Annotated in this window: 25 protein-coding genes and 1 tRNA gene; 21 read left to right on the top strand and 5 right to left on the bottom strand. The window is 64.7% G+C overall.

The annotated features are described in order from the left end of the window. The first annotated feature begins 82 nt into the window (after positions 1–82). From hisF to tatC, 9 genes are all read left to right on the top strand, one after another. On the top strand, positions 83–862 hold the full coding sequence (hisF, locus tag BN2503_RS00725; RefSeq protein ID WP_054254718.1) for an imidazole glycerol phosphate synthase subunit HisF: 780 nt from the start codon (positions 83–85) through the stop codon (positions 860–862). A gap of 57 nt (positions 863–919) precedes the next feature. Beyond that, positions 920–1309 carry a phosphoribosyl-AMP cyclohydrolase gene (gene hisI, locus BN2503_RS00720; protein ID WP_054254717.1) on the top strand — a complete coding sequence of 130 codons (390 nt, stop codon included), beginning with the start codon at positions 920–922 and terminating at the stop codon, positions 1307–1309. 5 nt (positions 1310–1314) lie between these two features. Next, complete coding sequence (locus tag BN2503_RS00715) at positions 1315–1704, top strand: phosphoribosyl-ATP diphosphatase (protein WP_054254716.1); 390 nt, start codon at positions 1315–1317, stop codon at positions 1702–1704. Continuing rightward, positions 1701–2087 carry a DUF4870 family protein gene (locus BN2503_RS00710; protein ID WP_054254715.1) on the top strand — a complete coding sequence of 129 codons (387 nt, stop codon included), beginning with the start codon at positions 1701–1703 and terminating at the stop codon, positions 2085–2087. Before BN2503_RS00715 ends, BN2503_RS00710 begins: the two co-directional genes overlap by 4 nt. Further along, on the top strand, positions 2080–3120 hold the full coding sequence (locus tag BN2503_RS00705) for a patatin-like phospholipase family protein (protein ID WP_054254714.1): 1041 nt from the start codon (positions 2080–2082) through the stop codon (positions 3118–3120). The genes BN2503_RS00710 and BN2503_RS00705 overlap by 8 nt, the downstream gene beginning before the upstream one ends. A gap of 12 nt (positions 3121–3132) precedes the next feature. Beyond that, a complete protein-coding gene (locus BN2503_RS00700) occupies positions 3133–3489 on the top strand; it encodes a histidine triad nucleotide-binding protein (protein ID WP_054254713.1) in 357 nt (118 codons plus the stop codon). A 90-nt stretch (positions 3490–3579) separates the two neighbouring features. Then, a complete protein-coding gene (tatA, locus tag BN2503_RS00695; RefSeq protein ID WP_054254712.1) occupies positions 3580–3819 on the top strand; it encodes a Sec-independent protein translocase subunit TatA in 240 nt (79 codons plus the stop codon). Positions 3820–3827: 8 nt separating this feature from the next. After that, positions 3828–4304 (top strand): Sec-independent protein translocase protein TatB, encoded by a 477-nt coding sequence (gene tatB, locus BN2503_RS00690; RefSeq protein WP_054254711.1) that lies wholly within the window; start codon positions 3828–3830, stop codon positions 4302–4304. A gap of 69 nt (positions 4305–4373) precedes the next feature. Further along, the gene (gene tatC / locus BN2503_RS00685; RefSeq protein ID WP_054254710.1) at positions 4374–5156 is read left to right on the top strand and encodes a twin-arginine translocase subunit TatC; all 783 of its coding nucleotides are present in this window, start codon (positions 4374–4376) and stop codon (positions 5154–5156) included. A gap of 74 nt (positions 5157–5230) precedes the next feature. Here the strand turns inward: tatC and BN2503_RS00680 are convergent, their stop codons facing one another. Then, a complete protein-coding gene (locus BN2503_RS00680; RefSeq protein WP_054254764.1) occupies positions 5231–6373 on the bottom strand; it encodes a trypsin-like peptidase domain-containing protein in 1143 nt (380 codons plus the stop codon). Between the two features lie 79 nt (positions 6374–6452). Here BN2503_RS00680 and BN2503_RS00675 point away from each other — a divergent pair, with 79 nt between their 5' ends. Next, positions 6453–7205 (top strand): Nif3-like dinuclear metal center hexameric protein, encoded by a 753-nt coding sequence (locus BN2503_RS00675; RefSeq protein WP_054254709.1) that lies wholly within the window; start codon positions 6453–6455, stop codon positions 7203–7205. Positions 7206–7272: 67 nt separating this feature from the next. After that, positions 7273–8319 (top strand): 4-hydroxythreonine-4-phosphate dehydrogenase PdxA, encoded by a 1047-nt coding sequence (gene pdxA, locus BN2503_RS00670; protein WP_054254708.1) that lies wholly within the window; start codon positions 7273–7275, stop codon positions 8317–8319. Between the two features lie 57 nt (positions 8320–8376). On the opposite strand, the gene mscL is transcribed toward pdxA, so the two are convergent. Continuing rightward, positions 8377–8808 carry a large conductance mechanosensitive channel protein MscL gene (gene mscL / locus BN2503_RS00665; RefSeq protein ID WP_054254707.1) on the bottom strand — a complete coding sequence of 144 codons (432 nt, stop codon included), beginning with the start codon at positions 8806–8808 and terminating at the stop codon, positions 8377–8379. Positions 8809–8960: 152 nt separating this feature from the next. On the opposite strand from mscL, the gene petA reads away from it, so the two are divergent. From petA to BN2503_RS00635, 6 genes are all read left to right on the top strand, one after another. Beyond that, a complete protein-coding gene (petA, locus tag BN2503_RS00660; RefSeq protein WP_054254706.1) occupies positions 8961–9560 on the top strand; it encodes a ubiquinol-cytochrome c reductase iron-sulfur subunit in 600 nt (199 codons plus the stop codon). A 14-nt stretch (positions 9561–9574) separates the two neighbouring features. Then, positions 9575–10996, top strand: a complete 1422-nt coding sequence (locus BN2503_RS00655) for a cytochrome b (RefSeq protein WP_054254705.1) — start codon at positions 9575–9577, stop codon at positions 10994–10996. Positions 10997–11010: 14 nt separating this feature from the next. Next, positions 11011–11766, top strand: coding sequence for a cytochrome c1 (locus BN2503_RS00650; RefSeq protein WP_054254704.1), 756 nt, complete (start codon positions 11011–11013; stop codon positions 11764–11766). Between the two features lie 105 nt (positions 11767–11871). After that, a complete protein-coding gene (locus BN2503_RS00645; protein ID WP_054254703.1) occupies positions 11872–12483 on the top strand; it encodes a glutathione S-transferase N-terminal domain-containing protein in 612 nt (203 codons plus the stop codon). 34 nt (positions 12484–12517) lie between these two features. Further along, positions 12518–13021 carry a ClpXP protease specificity-enhancing factor gene (locus BN2503_RS00640; RefSeq protein ID WP_054254702.1) on the top strand — a complete coding sequence of 168 codons (504 nt, stop codon included), beginning with the start codon at positions 12518–12520 and terminating at the stop codon, positions 13019–13021. A gap of 72 nt (positions 13022–13093) precedes the next feature. Further along, positions 13094–13169: transfer RNA gene (locus BN2503_RS00635), tRNA-Thr, on the top strand. A 38-nt stretch (positions 13170–13207) separates the two neighbouring features. Here the strand turns inward: BN2503_RS00635 and BN2503_RS00630 are convergent. Continuing rightward, a complete protein-coding gene (locus BN2503_RS00630) occupies positions 13208–13504 on the bottom strand; it encodes a hypothetical protein (RefSeq protein WP_054254701.1) in 297 nt (98 codons plus the stop codon). Positions 13505–13726: 222 nt separating this feature from the next. Between BN2503_RS00630 and secA the strand changes: the two genes are divergently transcribed. From secA to BN2503_RS00610, 4 genes are all read left to right on the top strand, one after another. Beyond that, positions 13727–16480: a preprotein translocase subunit SecA gene (gene secA, locus BN2503_RS00625; RefSeq protein WP_054254700.1), complete on the top strand. Its 2754-nt coding sequence runs from the start codon at positions 13727–13729 to the stop codon at positions 16478–16480. A gap of 80 nt (positions 16481–16560) precedes the next feature. Then, entirely contained in the window at positions 16561–17790 is a 1230-nt protein-coding gene (gene argJ / locus BN2503_RS00620; RefSeq protein ID WP_054254699.1) for a bifunctional glutamate N-acetyltransferase/amino-acid acetyltransferase ArgJ, read from the top strand. A gap of 65 nt (positions 17791–17855) precedes the next feature. Then, on the top strand, positions 17856–18728 hold the full coding sequence (locus BN2503_RS00615) for an ATP-binding protein (RefSeq protein ID WP_054254698.1): 873 nt from the start codon (positions 17856–17858) through the stop codon (positions 18726–18728). After that, complete coding sequence (locus BN2503_RS00610) at positions 18725–19159, top strand: NUDIX domain-containing protein (RefSeq protein ID WP_054254697.1); 435 nt, start codon at positions 18725–18727, stop codon at positions 19157–19159. Before BN2503_RS00615 ends, BN2503_RS00610 begins: the two co-directional genes overlap by 4 nt. Positions 19160–19209: 50 nt before the next feature. Here BN2503_RS00610 and BN2503_RS00605 read toward each other — a convergent pair whose 3' ends face one another. Both BN2503_RS00605 and zapD read right to left on the bottom strand, forming a co-directional pair. After that, positions 19210–19416, bottom strand: coding sequence for a DNA gyrase inhibitor YacG (locus tag BN2503_RS00605; RefSeq protein ID WP_054254696.1), 207 nt, complete (start codon positions 19414–19416; stop codon positions 19210–19212). Between the two features lie 31 nt (positions 19417–19447). Further along, complete coding sequence (zapD, locus tag BN2503_RS00600) at positions 19448–20203, bottom strand: cell division protein ZapD (protein ID WP_054254695.1); 756 nt, start codon at positions 20201–20203, stop codon at positions 19448–19450. Positions 20204–20234 lie beyond the last annotated feature (31 nt).

The following is a 20234-nucleotide window of genomic DNA, read 5'->3' as shown; positions in this document are numbered from 1 at the left end:
CCAGCTATTTTTTTAGTAGCGCACGGCGGGCCCGCCCGTGGTATCTTGCACACCTTGTTCCCAACCTTCAGAGTGCCGGCGCATGCTTGCCAAACGCATCATTCCCTGCCTTGACGTGACCGGCGGCCGCGTCGTCAAGGGTGTTAATTTCGTTGAACTGCGCGACGCGGGCGACCCCGTGGAGATTGCCGCGCGCTACAACGCGCAAGGCGCCGACGAGCTCACCTTCCTCGACATCACCGCCACCAGCGACGGGCGCGACCTGATCCTGCACATCATCGAGGCGGTGGCCAGCCAGGTGTTCATTCCGCTCACGGTGGGCGGTGGCGTGCGCACCGTGGAAGACGTGCGCCGCCTGCTCAACGCCGGTGCCGACAAGACCAGCTTCAACTCCGCCGCCATTGCCAACCCCGACGTCATCAACCAAGCTTCGGACAAGTACGGCGCCCAGTGCATCGTCGTGGCCATCGACGCCAAGCGCCGCCAGGGCGACGACCTGGCCCAGCGCGGCGAGGGCTGGGACGTGTACAGCCACGGCGGCCGCAAGAACACCGGCCTGGACGCCGTGCAGTGGGCCATGGAGATGGCGCGCCGCGGCGCGGGCGAAATCCTGCTCACCAGCATGGACCGCGACGGCACCAAGAGCGGGTTCGACCTGAAGCTGACGCGCGCCGTGAGCGATGCCATCAGCGTGCCCGTGATCGCCTCGGGTGGCGTGGGCACCCTGGACGATCTGGCCGACGGTGTGCAGCAAGGCGGCGCCGACGCGGTGCTGGCCGCCAGCATCTTCCACTACGGCGAATACACCGTGGCCCAGGCCAAGCAGCGCATGGCCGAGCGTGGCATTCCGGTGCGGCTTTAAGCCAAATTTGCCTCTAGCGCTTGTCCAGAGCGCGCAAGCAGCTACATATTCAAGAGCATGAACTGGTTGGATCAAGTCAAATGGGATGCGCAGGGCCTCGTGCCCGTGATCGCGCAGGAGCAGGGCACGGGCGACGTGCTGATGTTCGCCTGGATGAACCGCGAGGCCTTGGCCAAGACGGCCGAGCTGGGCCGCGCCGTGTACTTCAGCCGCTCGCGCGGCAAGCTCTGGTTCAAGGGCGAGGAGTCCGGCCATGTGCAGACCGTGCACGAGATCCGCATCGACTGCGACAGCGACGTGGTGTTGCTCAAGGTGACGCAGCTGGGCCACGCGCCTGGCATTGCCTGCCACACGGGGCGCCATAGCTGTTTCTTCAGCGTACTCAAGGACGGCGTGTGGCAGGCTGTCGATCCGGTCTTGAAAGACCCTGAATCCATCTACAAGTAAGAGCTATGCGTTCCAACGATTCCCTGGCCCCCGCGTCGCAAGACGCGCTCGCGCGTCTTGCCGCCGTCATCGAAAGCCGCAAGGCCGGCGACCCCGACAAAAGCTACGTTGCGCGCCTGCTGCACAAGGGGCCGGACGCCTTCCTCAAGAAGATCGGCGAGGAGGCGACCGAGGTTGTCATGGCCGCCAAGGATGTTGACCATGGCGCGGACAAGTCCAAGCTGCTGTACGAGGTGGCCGACCTGTGGTTCCACTCCATGGTGGCGCTGGCCCACTACGGCCTCGCGCCCGCGGATGTGATTGCCGAGCTGGAGCGCCGTGAAGGCACCAGCGGCATCGAGGAAAAAGCCCTGCGCAAGGCGCTTGCGCGGGCCACCGAGGAGGGCTCTCCATGAGTGACATCATCGACGTGCAGACCAGCGAAGAAAAAGCCGAGGGCCTGAAGGCCTGGGGCTGGGTGAGCTATGTGCTGCACCTCATCGTCGCTGTGGCCGCCGTCGTGCCCGGCGCGCAGCCCAGCGCGGCGCTGCTCATCATCGCGCTGGTGCTCGATCTGGTGAAGCGCGGCGACGCCGAGGGCACCTGGCAGGGTTCGCACTTCTCCTGGCGCATCCGCACCGTGCTGTGGGCCGGGGTGTTGTACCTGGTCACGGCACCGCTGTGGCTGCTGTTCCTCGCCCCGGGCTGGATCGCCTGGGGGCTGATCTCCATCTGGTTCCTGTACCGCATCGTGCGCGGCATGGTGGCCATGAACCAGAACCGCCCGGTTCATGCCTGAAGACACCACCCGCGCGGCCCCGCTGGCTCCCCTGAACCTGGCGCTGCAGGGCGGGGGCTCGCACGGCGCACTGACCTGGGGCGTGTTGGATGCACTGCTGGAGGACGGGCGCTTTGCGTTCGAGGGCATCAGTGGCACCAGTGCTGGTGCCATGAACGCCGTGGCCGTGGCCCATGGCTTCGCCCAGGCCGCGCTGCAGCACCAGGACACGCGCGACGCGCACGCTGCGGGCTGCGCGCTGGCGCGCCAGACCCTGGCGCGGCTGTGGGAGGGCGTGGGCACGCTGGGCAGCTTGCTGTGGGGTGTGCCGCTGCAGGGCAATCCGGTGCTCGGCCTCATGGCGCAGTGGCTGTCGCCGTACCAGACCAACCCGCTCGATATCAATCCGCTGCGCCGCCTGTTGGAGCGCGAGGTGGATTTCGACGCGCTGTGCCACGTGCGCGGCGCACGCGGCCCCCGGGTGTTCGTGTGCGCTACCAACGTGCGCACGGGGCGCGGCGAGATTTTCTCGGGGCCGCGCCTGTCGGCCGACGCCGTCATGGCCTCGGCCTGCCTGCCGCTGTTGTTCAAGGCGGTGCAAATCGACGGCGAGCACTACTGGGACGGGGGCTACTCAGGCAACCCGGCCCTGCACCCGCTGATCTACCACACGGAATGTGCCGACATCCTGCTCGTGCAGATCAACCCGATCGAGCACCACACGTTGCCGGAGACGGCGCAGGACATCATGGAACGCACCAACGAGGTGACGTTCAACGCCAGCCTGCTGGCAGAGATGCGCGCCATCGAGTTCGTGCGCCGGCTGCTGGCCGAAGGCCGGCTCGACCCCCGGCGCTACAAGGACGTGCGCCTGCACCGCATTGACGGCGGCGCGCTGCTGCAGGGCTTTGGCGCTGCCAGCAAGGCGCGCGCCGACCTGGCCTTTGTGCGCCAGCTGTTCGCGCTGGGCCGCGCCGAGGGCGAGCGTTGGCTGCGCGCGCATGCCGCCGATGTGGGCCTGCGTCCGACCATCAACCTTGCCGACATTCCCTGACCCGACTTCACCATGCACGATCCGAACTGCATCTTCTGCAAGATCATCGCCGGCCAGATTCCGTCGAAAAAAGTCTACGAGGACGACGACGTCTTTGCGTTCCACGATATCCACCCCTGGGCGCCGGTTCACTTCCTCATGGTGCCCAAGCGCCACGTGCCCTCCATGGCCCAGGTGGACGCTGGGCACGAGGCGCTGTTGGGCCGCATGATGGCCCTGGCACCCAAGCTGGCGCTGGAGCAGGGCTGCGGCCCCTACCCGCAGGGCGGCTTTCGCATCGTGGTGAACACCGGCGACGAGGGCGGCCAGGAGATCCATCACCTGCACATCCATGTGATGGGTGGCCCCCGCCCCTGGCTCAAGGGGTGACGGGGTTCCACGCCCCGGACGCCCGTCCGGGTATGTGCGGGTGGTGTCATATCCGCCCTCTACAATGAACGGATTCGTTAGGAGAATTTCATGGGCTCGTTTTCCATCTGGCACTGGCTGATCGTGCTGCTGATCGTCGTCATGGTGTTTGGCACCAAGAAGCTCAAGAACATCGGCTCCGACCTGGGCGGTGCGGTCAAGGGCTTCAAGGATGGCATGAAGGACGGCAGCTCCGCAGAGGAGGCTGCCAGCAAGCCCGCCGGGCAAGTGGCCAACAACCAGGCAGCTGACAAGGCCACCATCGACGTGGAAGCCAAACAAAAGAGCTGACCCACGCCATGATCGACATTGGCCTGTCCAAGATGGCGCTGGTTGGCGCCGTGGCGCTGATCGTCATCGGCCCGGAGAAACTGCCGCGTGTGGCGCGCACCGTGGGCACCTTGCTGGGCAAGGCGCAGCGCTACGTGGCCGACGTCAAGGCCGAGGTCAACCGCAGCATGGAGCTGGACGAGCTGCGCAAAATGAAGGAGCAGGTCGAGGGTGCGGCGCGCGACGTCGAGCAGTCGATCCAGACCGAGGCGCGTGCGTTCGAGAAGGACTGGAACGAGGCCACAGGCGCCCTGTCTTCTGCTGACGGCGCTGCGTCCGCGTTTGAGGACACGCCGCCCGCACCGGCCTACAAGCATCCTGGCAAGAACTGGCGCCTCAAGCGCGGCGCCATGCCGCAGTGGTACAAGGCACGCGCTGGCGTGCGCACCAAGGTTCTCTCGGGCGCGGCGCGCGTGGCACGCTACCGGCCCAAAAAATTCCATTGATCGGGCCGCCGCGCGGCCCGGAGCGGCAGCAGCAGCCTGGCTGCGCCCGCCCCTGAAAACACCCCTCCCATGTCCGAGACCCCTTCCCAAGACGACGAGCTCGCGGGCACTGAGCAGCCCTTCGTGCAGCACCTCATGGAGCTGCGTGACCGCCTGCTGTACTGCATCTATGGCGTGGCCGTGGCGCTGATCGTCCTTGCCATCTGGCCCGGCCCGAACGGGCTGATCGACTTCATTGCCCAGCCCATCCGCGCGCACATGCCGCCCGATGCCAAGCTGATCGCCGTGGGCGTGTTCACGCCGTTCTTCGTGCCGCTCAAGGTGCTGATGCTGGTGGCCGTGCTGGCCGTGCTGCCGTGGATCATCTACCAGCTCTGGGCCTTCGTCGCGCCTGGCCTGTACAGCCACGAGAAGAAGTTCGCACTGCCGCTGATCCTGTTCGGCAGCCTGCTGGCCTACGTGGGCATCGCCTTCGTGCAGTTCTTCGTGCTCGACAAGATGTTCGGCTTCATCCAGGGCTTCACGCCGACCAGCGTGGCCGCCACGCCGGACATTGCCTCCTACGTTGAATCCATCCTGTCGCTGTACCTGGCGTTCGGCATGGCGTTCCAGGTGCCCATTGTCGTGATGCTGCTGGTGCGCTTTGGCATCGTCGAGATCGACAAGCTCAAGGCCTTCCGTGGCTATTTCATCGTCGTCGCCTTCGTCATTGCCGCCGTGGTCACGCCGCCGGACGTGATTTCGCAGCTCGCGCTGGCGATACCGATGTGCGTGCTGTACGAGGTGGGCATTCTTGGTGCGGGCTGGTTCCTCAGGGTATCCAAGGCGCCGGAAGACAGCGAGGAAGCCTGATTAAGCATAAAAGAAGCTCCCAGCGCTTGTGTGGCAAGCGCTGGGAGCTTCTTTTTTTATAGCGTCTGGCGCGATTAACGCCGCGCTGTCCGCTGGGCCGGACGCACGCCGGGCGACACCTGCAGTTCCACCGCGCCGTCGCCGCGTTGCAAGACGAAGGGGGCCGGCTGGCCGGGCTTGAGCGCCGCCACTGCGGTGAGCAGCTCCGACACGTTGCGCACCGGGTGGCCTGCCACTTGCACGATCACGTCGCCCGGCCGCAGGCCCGCCTCGGCAGCGGGGCCGCCCTGCAGCACGCCGGTGATGATGACGCCCTCGGAAGCCTTCACACCGAAGGTTTCGGCCAGCTCGGGCGAGAGCTCGTTGGGTTCCACGCCGATCCAGCCGCGTGTGACATGGCCGTCGCGCACGATGCCGTCCAGCACCATGCGCGCCGTGGACACGGGAATGGCGAAGCCAATGCCCATGCTGCCGCCCGAGCGCGAATAGATGGCCGTGTTGATGCCTTGCAGGTTGCCCAGCACGTCGACCAGCGCGCCGCCGGAGTTGCCGGGGTTGATGGCTGCGTCGGTCTGGATGAAGTTCTCGAAGGTGTTGATGCCGAGCTGGCTGCGCCCAAGGGCCGAGACGATGCCGCTGGTCACCGTCTGGCCGACGCCGAAGGGGTTGCCGATGGCCAGCACCTGGTCGCCCACGGCGAGCTGGTCGGAGTTGCCCAGCACGATCACGGGCAACTTGTCGAGTTCGATCTTCAGGATGGCCAGATCCGTCTCTGGATCGGTGCCGATCACGCGCGCCTGGGCTCGGCGGCTGTCGGTGAGCGTAACCTCGATTTCGTCAGCGCCCTCGACCACGTGGTTGTTGGTCAAGATGTAGCCGTCGGGGCTGACAATCACGCCGCTGCCCAGGCCCACCTGGGCCTGCGGTCCGGGGTCGCCGAAGAAGAATTGGAACCACGGGTCGTTGCTGCGCGGGTGGCGCACGGCCTTGCTGGTGTTGATGCTCACCACCGCCGGGGCCGCCTTGCGCGCGGCGGTGCTGAAGCTGCCCGGTGCGATTGCGCCCTCCGGCTGCGGCGCGGCCTCTAAGAGCGTGATGCCGGCGCTGGACATGCGCTGGCCGCGCCGCAGCCAGTCGGGCTGCAGCGTGGCGACGACGAAATAGGCCGCGACCAGCACGGTCACGGCCTGCGAGAACAGCAGCCAGAAGCGCTTCATGGATTGGATTTCAGTGGGGGCAGTGAAACCGGCATTGTGCGGCATCCCCGCGTCCGGCGCAGGCTGAGACAATCGGCGCATGAGCATTTCCCGTAACGAACTGCTGCGTGGCCTGGACGGGCTGCTGCAGCCCGAGCGCTTCAAGGACTACGGCCCGAATGGTTTGCAGGTCGAGGGCAAGGACAGTATCCAGCGCATTGTCAGCGGCGTGACGGCCAGCCGCGCCTTGATCGAGGCCGCCATTGCCGCGCGCGCCGATGCCCTGTTCGTGCACCACGGCCTGTTCTGGCGTGGCCAGGACGGGCGAATCGTGGGCTGGATGAAGGAGCGCCTGCGCCTGCTGCTGGCGCACGACATCAGCCTGTTCGCCTACCACCTGCCGCTCGACGCCCACCCGGAACTGGGCAACAACGCGCAGCTCGGGCGCGTGCTCGGCTGGCAGGCCGACCAGCGCTTTGGCGACCAGGAGCTGGGCTGCGTGGCCCCGGCGGCGTTCGCCGATGCCCAGGCGCTGGCCGCCCATGTGGAGCGCGTGCTCGGGCGCGACGCCACGCTGGTGCCGGGGGACAGCGCGCGGGCCATTCGCCGCGTGGCCTGGTGCACGGGGGGCGCGCAGGGGTTTTTTGAAGCCGCCATCGCCGCCGGGGCTGACGCCTTCATCACCGGCGAAATTTCTGAGCCGCAGGCCCACCTGGCGCGTGAGACCGGTGTCGCTTTCATCGCTGCCGGGCACCACGCTACCGAGCGTTATGGCGCTCCCGCCGTGGCGGCGCACATGGCGGCGCAGTACGGTCTGGAGCACCAGTTCATCGACATTGCGAATCCAGCCTGAGCGTTTTGTACTTCTTATTTCATAGCTGCTAGCGCTTGATTGGCGAGCGCTAGAGCCATTTTTGACCATGAACTCCACGCACACAAAGAAGCCCATCGCCATCACCCAGGGCGACAGTGCCGGCATCGGCCCGGAAACCATCGCCCAGGCGTTTCGTGATGCGCCGGAACTGCTGCGCGGCTGTTTTGTGGTGGGTGAGCTGGCCACGCTGCGCCGCGCCGCCGCGTGCATCGAGGGGCCGGGCCACCCGTCCTTGCCCGTGGCACGGCTGGCGCATGCGCAGGAGGCATGGGACATGCCGCCGCGCTGCCTGCCGGTGCTGGCGTTGCCCGGCCTGCCCGGGCCGCAGCCTTGGGGCCAGGTCAGCGCCGAGGCAGGGCGTGCCGCTGCGCACTGCGTGCAATGGGCGGCGCGCGCGGCGCTGGGTGGCGAACTGGCGGCGCTGGTGACGGCGCCGCTGCATAAGGAGGCGCTGGCGGCGGCAGGCGTGGATTTTCCCGGCCATACCGAGCTGCTGCAGGCCGAGGCGGCCAGGCACGCGGGCGTGCCGCTGGCCGACATGCCGGTGCGCATGATGCTGGCCAACGACGAGCTGCGCACCGTGCTGGTCAGCATCCACGTGTCACTGCGTGATGCCTTGGCGGCCGTGACCTTTGGCAACGTGCTGCAAACGCTGCGCATCACCCATGCCGCGCTGGCGCGTAGCCTGGGCCGCGCGCCGCGCATTGCGGTGGCCGGGCTGAACCCGCATGCGGGCGAGGGAGGGCTTTTCGGTCGCGAGGAGATCGAGGTCATCGCGCCTGCCATGGCGCAGGCGCGTGCCGAGGGGCTCGACGTGCGCGGCCCCTACGCCCCGGATACGGTGTTCATGCGCGCGCGCGCCACCCGTGCGCGCCCGGGCGAGTTCGATGTGGTGGTGGCGATGTACCACGACCAGGGGTTGATTCCGGTCAAGTACCTGGGCGTGGACAAGGGCGTGAACGTCACCCTGGGCCTGCCGCTGGTGCGTACCAGCCCGGACCATGGCACGGCCTTTGACATTGCGGGGCAGGGCGTGGCCGACGCAGCCAGCTTGATCGAGGCGGTGCGCATGGCGCGCGCGCTGGCCGCTTGACGCAAAACAAAACGCCCGTGGCGCAGAGGCCACGGGCGTTGGATGGGCAGGCGTCTTTCAGCGCTTGAGGCTGTCGCGAATCTCGCGCAGCAGCACGATGTCTTCCGGTGTTGCCGGCGCGGGCGCGGGTTCGGCGGCCGGCGCCTCGCGCTTGAGGCGGTTGATCTGCTTGATCATCATGAAAATGATGAAGGCCAGGATCAGGAAATTGACGGCCACGGTGATGAAGCTGCCGTAAGCGAACACCGGCACGCCGGCCTTCTTGAGCGCATCCAGCGTGCGCGCCGTGCCTTCGGGTACCGTGCCCAGCACGATGAAGAGGTTGGAAAAATCGAGCTTGCCAAAAACCAGGCCGACCACCGGCATGATCAGGTCGGCAACGACGGAGTCAACGATCTTGCCAAACGCCCCGCCAATGATCACGCCCACGGCGAGGTCGATGACGTTGCCCTTGACGGCGAACTCTCTGAATTCTTTCAACATGCTCATTTCAACGCACTCCGGTGGTGGTGGGCTTGAAAAACCGCCCTATTGCTTGATATAGGGCAGCGCCTTGGCACGCGACAGCCCTCCGGCCACGATTATCACTCCGCTACAATTTGTGGTTGACCCTAATAGCGTTGCATACCGAGGATCCCCCCATGAGTGAAACTCCGATCGACTCCGGCAAACGGACGTGGCTGATCGCGTCCGGCTGCGCTGGCGCGGTGGGCGGCGTGGCTGCTGCCGTCCCCTTTGTGAGTACGTTCCAGCCTTCCGAGAAGGCCAAGGCGGCCGGCGCGGCCGTCGAGGTCGATATCTCCAGCCTCAAGCCCGGCGAAAAGATCACCGTGGAGTGGCGCGGCAAGCCCGTGTGGATCGTCAAGCGTACGCCAGAGCAACTGGCGGAGCTGCCGAAGCTTGATGGCCAGCTGGCCGATCCAGCATCCAAGCGCAACCCGGCTGAGCTCACGCCCGAGTACGCGCGCAACGAGTGGCGCTCCATCAAGCCCGAGGTGCTGGTGGCTGTGGGCATTTGTTCCCACCTGGGCTGCTCGCCCTCGGATAAATTTGTCGCCGGCCCGCAGCCCTCGCTGCCCGACGATTGGAAGGGTGGCTTTCTGTGCCCCTGCCACGGTTCCACCTTCGACATGGCCGGTCGCGTGTTCAAGAACAAGCCTGCGCCCGATAACCTCGAAGTGCCGCCGCACATGTACCTGTCGGAGACGAAGCTCCTGATCGGTGAAGACAAGAAGGCCTGAGGGAGACAGTACACATGGCTGCTTACCGCGAATTCAAGGAACTCTCGCCCAACGCCTCGGCGGGCGCGAAACTCACCAACTGGTTCGAGAACCGTTTCCCGACGGCCTTCGACGCCTACAAGGTGCACATGTCGGAGTACTACGCTCCGAAGAACTTCAACTTCTGGTACATCTTCGGCTCGCTGGCATTGCTGGTGCTGGTTATCCAGATCGTCACCGGCATCTTCCTTGTGATGCACTACAAGCCCGATGCCGCCAAGGCGTTCGAGTCGGTCGAGTACATCATGCGCGATGTGCCCTGGGGCTGGCTGATCCGCTACATGCACTCCACGGGTGCTTCGGCGTTCTTCGTGGTCGTGTACCTGCACATGTTCCGCGGCCTGCTCTACGGCTCGTACCGCAAGCCGCGCGAACTGGTGTGGATCTTCGGCTGCGCCATCTTCCTGGCGCTCATGGCCGAAGCTTTCATGGGCTACCTGCTGCCCTGGGGCCAGATGTCGTACTGGGGCGCACAGGTGATCGTGAACCTGTTCTCGGCCATCCCCTTCGTCGGTCCTGACCTGGCGCTGCTGATCCGCGGCGACTACGTGGTGGGCGACGCGACGCTGAACCGCTTCTTCAGCTTCCACGTGATCGCCGTGCCGCTGGTGCTGATCGGCCTGGTCGTGGCCCACTTGCTGGCGCTGCACGACGTGGGCTCGAACAACCCCGACGGCATCGAGATCAAGGGCCCCGGCAAGCCGGTGGACGCCAAGGGCCATCCGCTGGACGGCATCCCCTTCCATCCGTACTACACGGTGCATGACATCTTCGGCGTCGGCGTGTTCCTGTTCATCTTCTCGGCCGTGGTGTTCTTCGCCCCCGAGCTGGGTGGCTACTTCCTGGAGTACAACAACTTCATCCCGGCCGACCCGCTGAAGACGCCCAACCACATCGCTCCGGTGTGGTACTTCACGCCGTTCTATTCCATGCTGCGTGCCATCACCAGCGAGATGATGTATGCCCTGATCGCCTGCGTGGTGCTGGGCGCCGGCTTCGGCGTGCTCAAGGCCAAGCTGCCCGGCTTCATCAAGGGCGGCATCGTGGTCGCTGCCGCTGTGGTCATCGCGCTGATGCTGTCGATCGACGCCAAGTTCTGGGGCGTGGTCGTGATGGGTGGTGCCGTCATCATCCTGTTCTTCCTGCCCTGGCTCGACCAGAGCCCGGCGCGCTCGATCCGCTACCGTCCGGGCTGGCACACGTGGCTGTATGCCGTGTTCGTGGTTGTGTTCGTGATCCTGGCCTATCTGGGCGTGCAGCCGCCGTCGCCGGTGGGTGAGCGTGTCTCGCAGGTCGGTACGTTGTTCTACTTCGGCTTCTTCCTGCTGATGCCCTGGTGGACCCGTCTGGGCACACCCAAGCCTGTGCCTGACCGCGTGACCTTCAAGCCTCACTGAGCCGGAGAACAACAATGAAAAAAGTGCTTTTTTCGCTGATCGCAGCCCTCGGTATCGCTACCGGCGCACACGCCGCCGGCGGCGGCATGGCCTGGGACAAGGCGCCTGTCAACACCACTGACAAGGCTTCGCTGCAAAACGGCGCCAAGCTGTTTGTCAACTATTGCCTGAGCTGCCACTCCGCAGCGTTCATGCGTTACAACCGCCTGAAGGACATCGGCCTGACCGATCAGGAGATCAAAGACAACCTTCTGTTCACCACCGACAAGATCGGTGAGACCATGAAGGCCGCCATTGATCCCAAGCAGGCTTCCGAGTGGTTCGGTGCCAACCCGCCAGACCTGACGGTGATCGCGCGCTCGCGTGCCGGTCACAACGGCACGGGTGCCGACTACCTGTACACCTTCTTGCGTACTTTCTACCGCGACGAGACCAAGGCCACGGGCTGGAACAACCTCGTTTTCCCCAGCGTTGGCATGCCGCATGCGTTGTGGCAGCTGCAGGGTGAGCGTCGCGCTATTTTTGAAGAGGTTGAGAGCCACGGCCAGAAGGAGCATGTCTTCAAGGGCTGGGAGCAACTGACCCCTGGCGCCATGACGCAGCAGCAGTACGACCAGGCCGTTGGTGACTTGGTGAACTACCTGCAGTGGATGGGCGAACCCGCGCAGGACAAGCGCAAGAGCCTGGGCGTGTGGGTGCTGCTATACCTGGCGCTCTTCACGGTCATTGCGTGGCGACTCAACGCGGCTTTCTGGAAAGACGTCAAATAACACGATAGGGCGTACCCCGGTTCGCAGGCGCGCGCCGGGGCGTCATCTTTGCAGAGTGGGTGCTTCGCGCATCCCACTCTTTTTGATTTTTAGGAGCCTTTCACCATGATGGTGCTTTATTCGGGAACGACTTGCCCCTTCTCCCACCGCTGCCGCTTCGTGCTGTTCGAGAAGGGCATGGACTTCGAGATCCGCGACGTCGATCTGTACAACAAGCCGGAAGACATCAGCGTGATGAATCCTTACGGCCAGGTTCCGATCTTGGTCGAGCGCGACCTGATCCTGTACGAGTCGAACATCATCAACGAATACATCGACGAGCGCTTCCCGCATCCGCAGCTGATGCCCGGCGATCCGGTGGATCGTGCGCGCGTGCGCCTGTTCCTGCTCAACTTCGAGAAGGAACTGTTCGTGCACGTGAGCGCCCTGGAGTCGCGCGCGACCAAGGGCAACGAAAAGGCGCTTGAGAAGGCGCGTGCCCATATTCGAGACCGCCTTACGCAGTTGGCGCCCGTGTTCCTCAAGAACAAGTACATGCTGGGCGAGAATTTCTCGATGCTCGATGTGGCCATCGCGCCGCTGCTGTGGCGCCTGGATTACTACGGCATTGAGTTGTCGAAGAACGCCGCGCCATTGCTCAAGTATGCTGAACGCATCTTCTCCCGCCCAGCCTACATCGAGGCGCTGACACCGTCCGAAAAGGTCATGCGTAAGTAATTGCTTTCTTGTCCTGTCCTCGACTCTTCACGCTATGCAAAGCAACGACACCACTTCGACGCGCCCGTATCTGATCCGCGCCCTCTATGAGTGGTGCACTGAAAATGGGTTTACCCCCTATGTCGTGGTGCGCGTGGATGCTTCCGTGCAGGTGCCGCGGGAGTATGTCAAGGACGGCGAGATTGTGCTGAACGTCAGCTATGACGCCACGAGTGCACTGCAGCTGGGTAACGACTACATCGAGTTCAAGGCGCGTTTCGGTGGGCAGCCGCGGGAAATCATCGTGCCTGTCGATCACGTCGTGGCCATCTATGCGCGTGAAAATGGCCAGGGCATGGCCTTTCCTCCCCCCGAGGATGTTGTGGTCGAGAGCGCACCGGCCTTGTCGCAGCCGCTTGAGTCTTCCGGGGCTGCGCCTGCGCAGGAGCGGGTGGTGCAGTTGACTGTGGCGGATACGGCGGATAGTGATGCTGAGGAGCCGCGCCCGGTGCCGCCTGCGGGTGGCGGTGGGCGGCCCGCGCTTAAACGTGTCAAGTGAGCGCAAACTGGCCGATGATTCTCATGGCGTGTTTCTTTTTTGCTGCGTGGTCGGTATAAAATAAACGTTTTCGCCGGTTTAGCTCAGTTGGTAGAGCACCCGCCTTGTAAGCGGTAGGTCGTCAGTTCGAATCCGACAACCGGCACCATCTTTTTCCCGCCGTGGCCCTGCAGGGCCTGCGTTCAGTTATTGAACCTTGAGGCGAATTCCCTGTACATCCCAGCCCTTGCTGCGTAAATGCGCGGCCAGCGCTGGCGCCAGCTGGCGCAGCTTGGCGGCTGCGGCATTGCCTTTGACCAGCAGGCACCAGCTCGGTCCTTCGATCGGCCCGGCCTGGATGGCACTGCGCAGCGCAGGCGGCAGCAGCGGCTGGATGGCCTGCAGGCGTGCGCTGGACTCGCGCGTAAGCGACATCAGTTGGGCCAGTGTGGGTGATTCTTCACTGGCTTGTTGCAGTGTGATGGCGTGGTGGCGTCGGTGCATGGCAGTGAAGGTTGGTGCCGGCGAATTATCGCGAACCTTGACCAGCCCCTGGCACGCTGCTGAGAGACGGGCATGGGGCGCACAGTAGAATTCCTGATTTGGGTCCCGTTGCCAGATGGGCAGGCTTGCATTGCCGGGCAGCGGCCCCAACTGAATTCCACATTTTTTAGGGATTTTGGGTCGTTGTTCCGGCGCGATGCGGGGGCGGCGGCTCTTGCTCGCATGGCCACCAACTTTCTCACCAAAATTTTCGGCAGCCGCAACGACCGGCTTCTCAAGCAATACCGCAAGACGGTGGCGCGTATCAATGCCATGGAGCCTGAGTATGAGAAGCTGAGCGACGACCAGTTGCGGGCCAAGACCCAGGAGTTCAAGGAGCGCGTGGCCAAGGGAGAGTCCTTGGACGCGCTGCTGCCCGAGGCATTCTCCGTAGTGCGCGAGGGCTCCAAGCGCGTGATGAAGATGCGCCACTTCGATGTGCAGCTCATCGGCGGTATGGCGCTGCACTACGGCAAGATCGCTGAAATGCGTACGGGCGAGGGCAAAACCCTGACGGCCACGCTGCCGGTGTACCTCAATGCCCTGTCGGGCAAGGGCGTGCACGTGGTTACCGTGAACGACTACCTGGCGGGCCGTGATGCGCAGTGGATGGGACGTCTGTACAACTTCCTCGGCCTCACGGTGGGTATCAACCTGCCGCAGATGCCGCGCGAGGAAAAGCAGGCCGCTTACGGTGCTGACATCACCTACGGCACGAACAACGAATACGGCTTCGACTACCTGCGTGACAACATGGTCTACGAGGTACGTGACCGCGTGCAGCGCGGCCTGAACTACGCCATCGTTGATGAGGTGGATTCCATCCTGATCGACGAGGCGCGTACCCCGCTGATCATCAGCGGACAGGCCGAAGACCACACGGCCATGTATTTGGCTATCAACAAAGTCGTGCCTCTGCTCACACGCCAGGAGGGCGAGGCCGATCCACGCACCGGCGAGGGCGTCACCAAGCCCGGCGACTTTACGCTCGACGAAAAATCGCACCAGGTTTTCCTCACCGAGCAAGGCCATGAGAACGCCGAGCGCATCCTGGCCCAGGCCGGCTTGATCGCCGAGGGGGCGTCACTCTACGACCCCGCCAACATCACGTTGGTGCACCACCTGTACGCAGCGCTGCGCGCACACCACCTGTACCACCGCGACCAGCACTATGTGGTGCAGAACGGCGAAATTGTCATCGTCGATGAGTTCACTGGCCGCTTGATGGCTGGCCGCCGCTGGAGCGAGGGCCTGCACCAGGCTGTCGAGGCCAAGGAAGGGGTGAACATCCAGGCCGAGAACCAGACGCTGGCGTCGATCACTTTCCAGAACTACTTCCGCCTCTACGCCAAGCTGGGTGGCATGACCGGCACGGCGGACACGGAGGCCTACGAATTCCAGGAAATCTACGGCCTGGAAACCGTCATCATCCCGCCCAATCGCCCCAGCAAGCGCGACGACCAGCTGGACCGCGTGTACAAGACCACGCGTGAGAAGTATGAAGCCGCCATCGCCGATATCCGCGAGTGCCACGAGCGTGGGCAGCCGGTACTGGTGGGCACCACCTCCATCGAGAATTCGGAGATCATCGACGAGCTGCTGAACAAGGCCGGCCTGCCGCACCAGGTGCTGAATGCCAAGCAGCATGCGCGCGAGGCGGACATCGTGGCCCAGGCCGGTCGGCCTGGCATGATCACCATCGCCACCAACATGGCAGGCCGCGGCACCGACATCGTGCTGGGCGGCAACATCGAGAAAGCCGTGGCAGCGATTGAGGCGGACGAGTCGCTGTCTGACACCGAACGCGCGACGCGCATCGAGCAGATGCGCGCGCAGTGGAAGCTTGATAACGAGAAGGTCATGGCCCTGGGGGGGCTGCGCATCATCGCTACCGAGCGCCACGAGTCGCGTCGCATCGACAACCAGTTGCGTGGCCGCTCGGGCCGCCAGGGTGACCCCGGCTCCTCACGCTTCTACCTGAGCCTGGACGACCAGCTGATGCGCATCTTCGCGGGTGACCGCGTACGCGCCATCATGGATCGCCTGAAGATGCCCGACGGCGAGGCCATCGAGGCCGGCATTGTCACGCGCAGCATTGAGAGCGCGCAGCGCAAGGTGGAGGCGCGCAACTTCGACATTCGCAAGCAATTGCTGGAATACGATGACGTGGCCAACGACCAGCGCAAGGTCATCTACCAGCAGCGCAACGAGATTCTCGACGCCAGCGACTTGGCCGAGATGATTGACGCCATGCGCGACGATTGCCTGGCCGATGTGGTGCGCCAGTACGTGCCCGCCGATTCCGTCGAGGAGCAGTGGGACCTGCCCGGCCTGGAGAAGGCCCTGGCCGGCGAGTGGCAGATCGAGCTGGCCCTGCAGCAGGAGGTGGCGGGCTCCGAGAGCATCACGGACGAGGAAATTCTCGAGAAGGTGCTGCAGACCGCCAAGGCCCAGTTCGACGCCAAGGTCGAGCTGGTGGGGCGCGAGAATTTCATGCAGTTTGAGCGCGCGGTGCTGCTGCAGAGCTTTGACAGCAACTGGCGTGACCACCTGTCCGCGCTTGACTACCTGCGCCAGGGCATCCACCTGCGTGGCTACGCGCAGAAGCAGCCCAAGCAGGAATACAAGCGCGAGGCCTTCGAGCTGTTCCGCCAACTGCTGGACCAGGTGAAGAACGAGGTCACGCGCATCCTGCTTACCGTGCAGGTGCAGTCGCCCGCACAGATCGACCAGGCCACCGAAGCCTTCGGGAGCCGCGCCGAGGCCATCACCAACGTCACCTACACCGCACCGACCGAGAGCGGCGAGGTCGAGTCCACCGTCGATCCCAGCACCTTGGCCTCCGTTGTGCCTGCGGGGGTGCGAGTCGGCCGTAACGACCCCTGCCCCTGCGGTAGTGGCAAGAAGTACAAGCAATGCCACGGCAAATTGACCTGATGCCATAACGTTGCACGACACGGGCTGCGGCCCGTGTTTGCTTTGGTGCCCTCTTTTTTATCCTTTCCAGGAACACACCCATGCCCGTGAACCTCTCCAGCCCCCAAGCCGCAGACCTGCATGCCGTGCCCGGCGTACGCATTGGCGTTGCCGAAGCCGGCGTGCGCAAGGCCCATCGCAAAGACCTGACAGTCTTCCTGCTGGACGAGGGCACGAGCGTGGCCGGCGTGTTCACGCAGAACCGTTTCTGCGCCGCACCGGTACAGGTTTGCCGCGAGCATCTGGCGGCGGGCCAGGGCATCCGCGCCATGGTGGTCAACACCGGCAACGCCAACGCGGGAACGGGCGCCGACGGCCTGGCGCGCGCGCGCGCCACCTGCGTGGCGCTGGCGGGCCGCCTGGGCCTGGCGCCGCAGCAGGTGCTGCCGTTCTCCACTGGCGTCATCATGGAGCCGCTGCCCGTGGAGCGCATCGAGGCGGGCTTGCCCGCCGCCATCGCCGACGCCCAGCCCGGCCACTGGGCGCGCGCCGCTGAGGGCATCATGACCACCGACACGCTGCCCAAGGCCTTCAGCACGCAGGTGGTGATCGGCGGCGCCACGGTGCGCATCACCGGCATCAGCAAAGGCGCGGGCATGATCCGCCCGAACATGGCGACCATGCTGGGCTTTCTGGCCACCGACGCGGTCATTGCCCCTGAACTCCTGCAGCCGCTGGTGCGGTCATTGGCCGACGGGTCCTTCAATCGCGTGACCATCGACGGCGACACCTCCACCAACGACTCCTTCGTACTCATGGCCACGCACCAGGCGGGGCATGCGCCCATCACGTCGCTGGACAGCAGCGAAGGCCGCGCGCTGCAGGCCGCACTGCTCGGCGTAGCCCAGAAGCTTGCCCAGGCCATCGTGCGCGACGGCGAGGGCGCGACCAAGTTCATTACCGTGCGTGTGGAAGGCGGCAAGACCACCGCCGAATGTCGCCAGGTGGCCTACGCCATCGCGCATTCGCCCCTGGTCAAGACGGCGTTCTATGCCAGCGACCCGAACCTGGGCCGCATCCTGGCGGCGGTGGGCTACGCGGGCATCGAGGACCTGGACCAGACGCGCATCGAACTGCACTTGGACGACGTGCATGTCGCCACGCAAGGCGGGCGCAACCCCGCTTACCGTGAGGAAGATGGCCAGCGCGTGATGCAGCAAAGCGAGATCACGGTGCGTGTTGGACTGGGCCGGGGCGAGGCACATGACACCGTGTGGACCTGCGACTTGAGCCATGACTACGTCAGCATCAACGCAGACTATCGGTCTTGATGCGTACCGTTATGCTTTGTTTTTGATAGCTGCTTGCGCTTGACTGGTAAGGGCTAAGGGCCAAAATGAACGAAAAATTTGAACGACTGGTCACCCGCGCCGAGCAGTTGATGGCGCGCATCGAATCGGTGCTGCCGCAGCCCCTGGGCGCTCCCGACTGGTCGGCCGCCGTAGCCTGGCGCTACCGCAAGCGCAGCAGCGGCCACGGCGTGCTGGAGCCGGTGCGCCAGGTGGCGCCGATGCGCCTGGAAGACCTCAAGGAAATCGACGCGCAAAAGGAAAAAGTCCAGCGCAACACCGCGCAGTTCGTGCAGGGCCGCACGGCCAACAACATGCTGCTGACGGGCGCACGCGGCACGGGCAAGTCCTCGCTGATCCGTGCCTGTCTGCACGCGTACGCGCCGCAGGGCCTGCGCCTGATCGAGGTGGACAAGGCCGACCTGACGGATTTGCCCGACATCGTCGAGGTGGTGGGTGGGCGGCCCGAGAAATTCATCGTCTACTGCGACGATCTGAGCTTCGAGGAAGGGGAGGGCGGCTACAAGGCACTCAAGTCCATCCTTGATGGCACGGTGGCCGCAAGCACGCCGAATGTGCTGGTCTATGCCACCAGCAACCGCCGCCACCTGCTGCCCGAGCAGATGAAGGACAACCTGAGCTACACCACCTCGGCCGATGGCGAGATTCACCCCGGCGAAGTGGTGGAGGAGAAGATCTCGCTGTCCGAGCGCTTCGGCCTGTGGGTGAGTTTCTACCCGTTCAGCCAGGAGGAGTACCTGGCCATCGTGGCGCAATGGCTCGCAGCGCTGGGCGTGGCGGAATCGGCCATTGCCGCAGCGCGGCCCGAGGCGCTGGTCTGGGCGCTGGAGCGCGGCTCGCGCAGCGGCCGCGTGGCCTACCAGTTCGCGCGCGACTTCGCAGGACGGCTGGACGCATGACGCAGGCACGCAAGCACACCGAGGTGGCTGTCGGCATCCTGCTGCGCAGTGACGGGGCCATGCTGCTTTCCACGCGCCCACCGGGCAAGGCATACGCTGGCTACTGGGAGTTTCCTGGCGGCAAGATCGAGCCCGGTGAGAACGTGGAGCAGGCGCTGCGCCGCGAGCTGATCGAGGAGCTGGGCGTCACCATCGGCGCAGTGCAGCACTGGAAGGTCACCGAGTACGACTACCCCCACGCGCTGGTGCGCTTGCACTGGTGCAAGGTGCAGGCGTGGGACGGTGATTTCGAGATGCGTGAGGGGCAGCAGATGGCGTGGCAGCAGTTTCCGCTGGATGTGCGGCCCGTACTGCCTGGTGCGTACGATGTGCTGCGCTGGCTGGCCGAGGAGCGGGGCCAGGTCTTTGATCCCGAAGTGCTATCGAATTAAGAGCTTCTTGCGCTTGCTGCGTGCGCGCTAGAGGCTGATTTCCCTCAAAATTAGCCGTCTTCGCGCCTGGGGTCGCCGTACGCAGCGTCTTCGGGAGGTGCTTCCGAGGGGACGCGAAACTCCTCAGTGGCCCAAGCGCCCAGGTCAATCTGTTTGCAGCGCGCACTGCAAAAGGGCCGGAAGCGGTTGGCCGGGCTGAAAACGCTGTCACCACCGCAGGTGGGACAGGGCACGGTGCGGGCGGGCGTGTTGTCCATGCAACTAGAGAGGCGGGCTAGGTTGTTAGGCTTAGGCGCACAGCGTCAATTCAAAGGCTGCATCGTCCTGGCAAGGCTGCAGCCGGCCATCGCCGTCCACACGCATCAAGCGCACCGAGACGAGCAGCCGGTTGCCGCTGATCTCGGGCACCAGCCCCAGGGACGGGTCGATGCGCAGGCGCAGCAACTGGAAGGTGCGGCCTTGTGGCAGGCTTTGCTGGAACTGGCCACGCTCGGCCGCCACGCGTTGCGGCACGCCGGCGTCGCGCAGCATTTTCAGCAGCAGGTAGATCGATTCGGCCAGCGGTGCCATGGTGCTGGCCCAGGTTTCCAGGGCGCGCTGGCGGTAGGTCGGGTCGCTGTGCTGCCAGGCGTGGTAGCCCGGCAAATCGAAGCCACAGGTGCCCCCGGGAATGCCCAGGCGGCTGCGAATGCCCATCAGCCATTCATTGTCGGTCAGTGCCTGGCCGGCTTTGCCACTTTGGTTGCTCAGCGCGGTAAAGCAGCGGTCGAGCTGGGCAATGATGGCGTTGAGCGCCGATTCTGAAATGGATGGGTTGCCCCGGTAGCTGTCGAGCAGGTGCTTTTGGCGCTCCAAGTCCTTGAGCACGTCGGCTTTCAGGTCGGCACGCGCCGCAACGTCCATGATTTCGAACAGGGTGACCAGCGCGAAGTGGTGGTCGAGCGGGTGCGTGCGGGAGACCAGTTCGCCCAGGCGGCGAAACAGCTGCTCCAGGCGCAAGTAGGTTCGCAGCCGTTCGTTGAAAGGATATTCGTAAAGGATCACGCTGCCGGATTCCTGGAGGCACTCAAGAAAA

It is taken from the genome of Paenacidovorax caeni, assembly GCF_001298675.1.
In the GTDB taxonomy this organism is placed as follows: domain Bacteria; phylum Pseudomonadota; class Gammaproteobacteria; order Burkholderiales; family Burkholderiaceae_C; genus Paenacidovorax; species Paenacidovorax caeni.
This window is presented reverse-complemented; position numbering and strand designations above follow the sequence as displayed.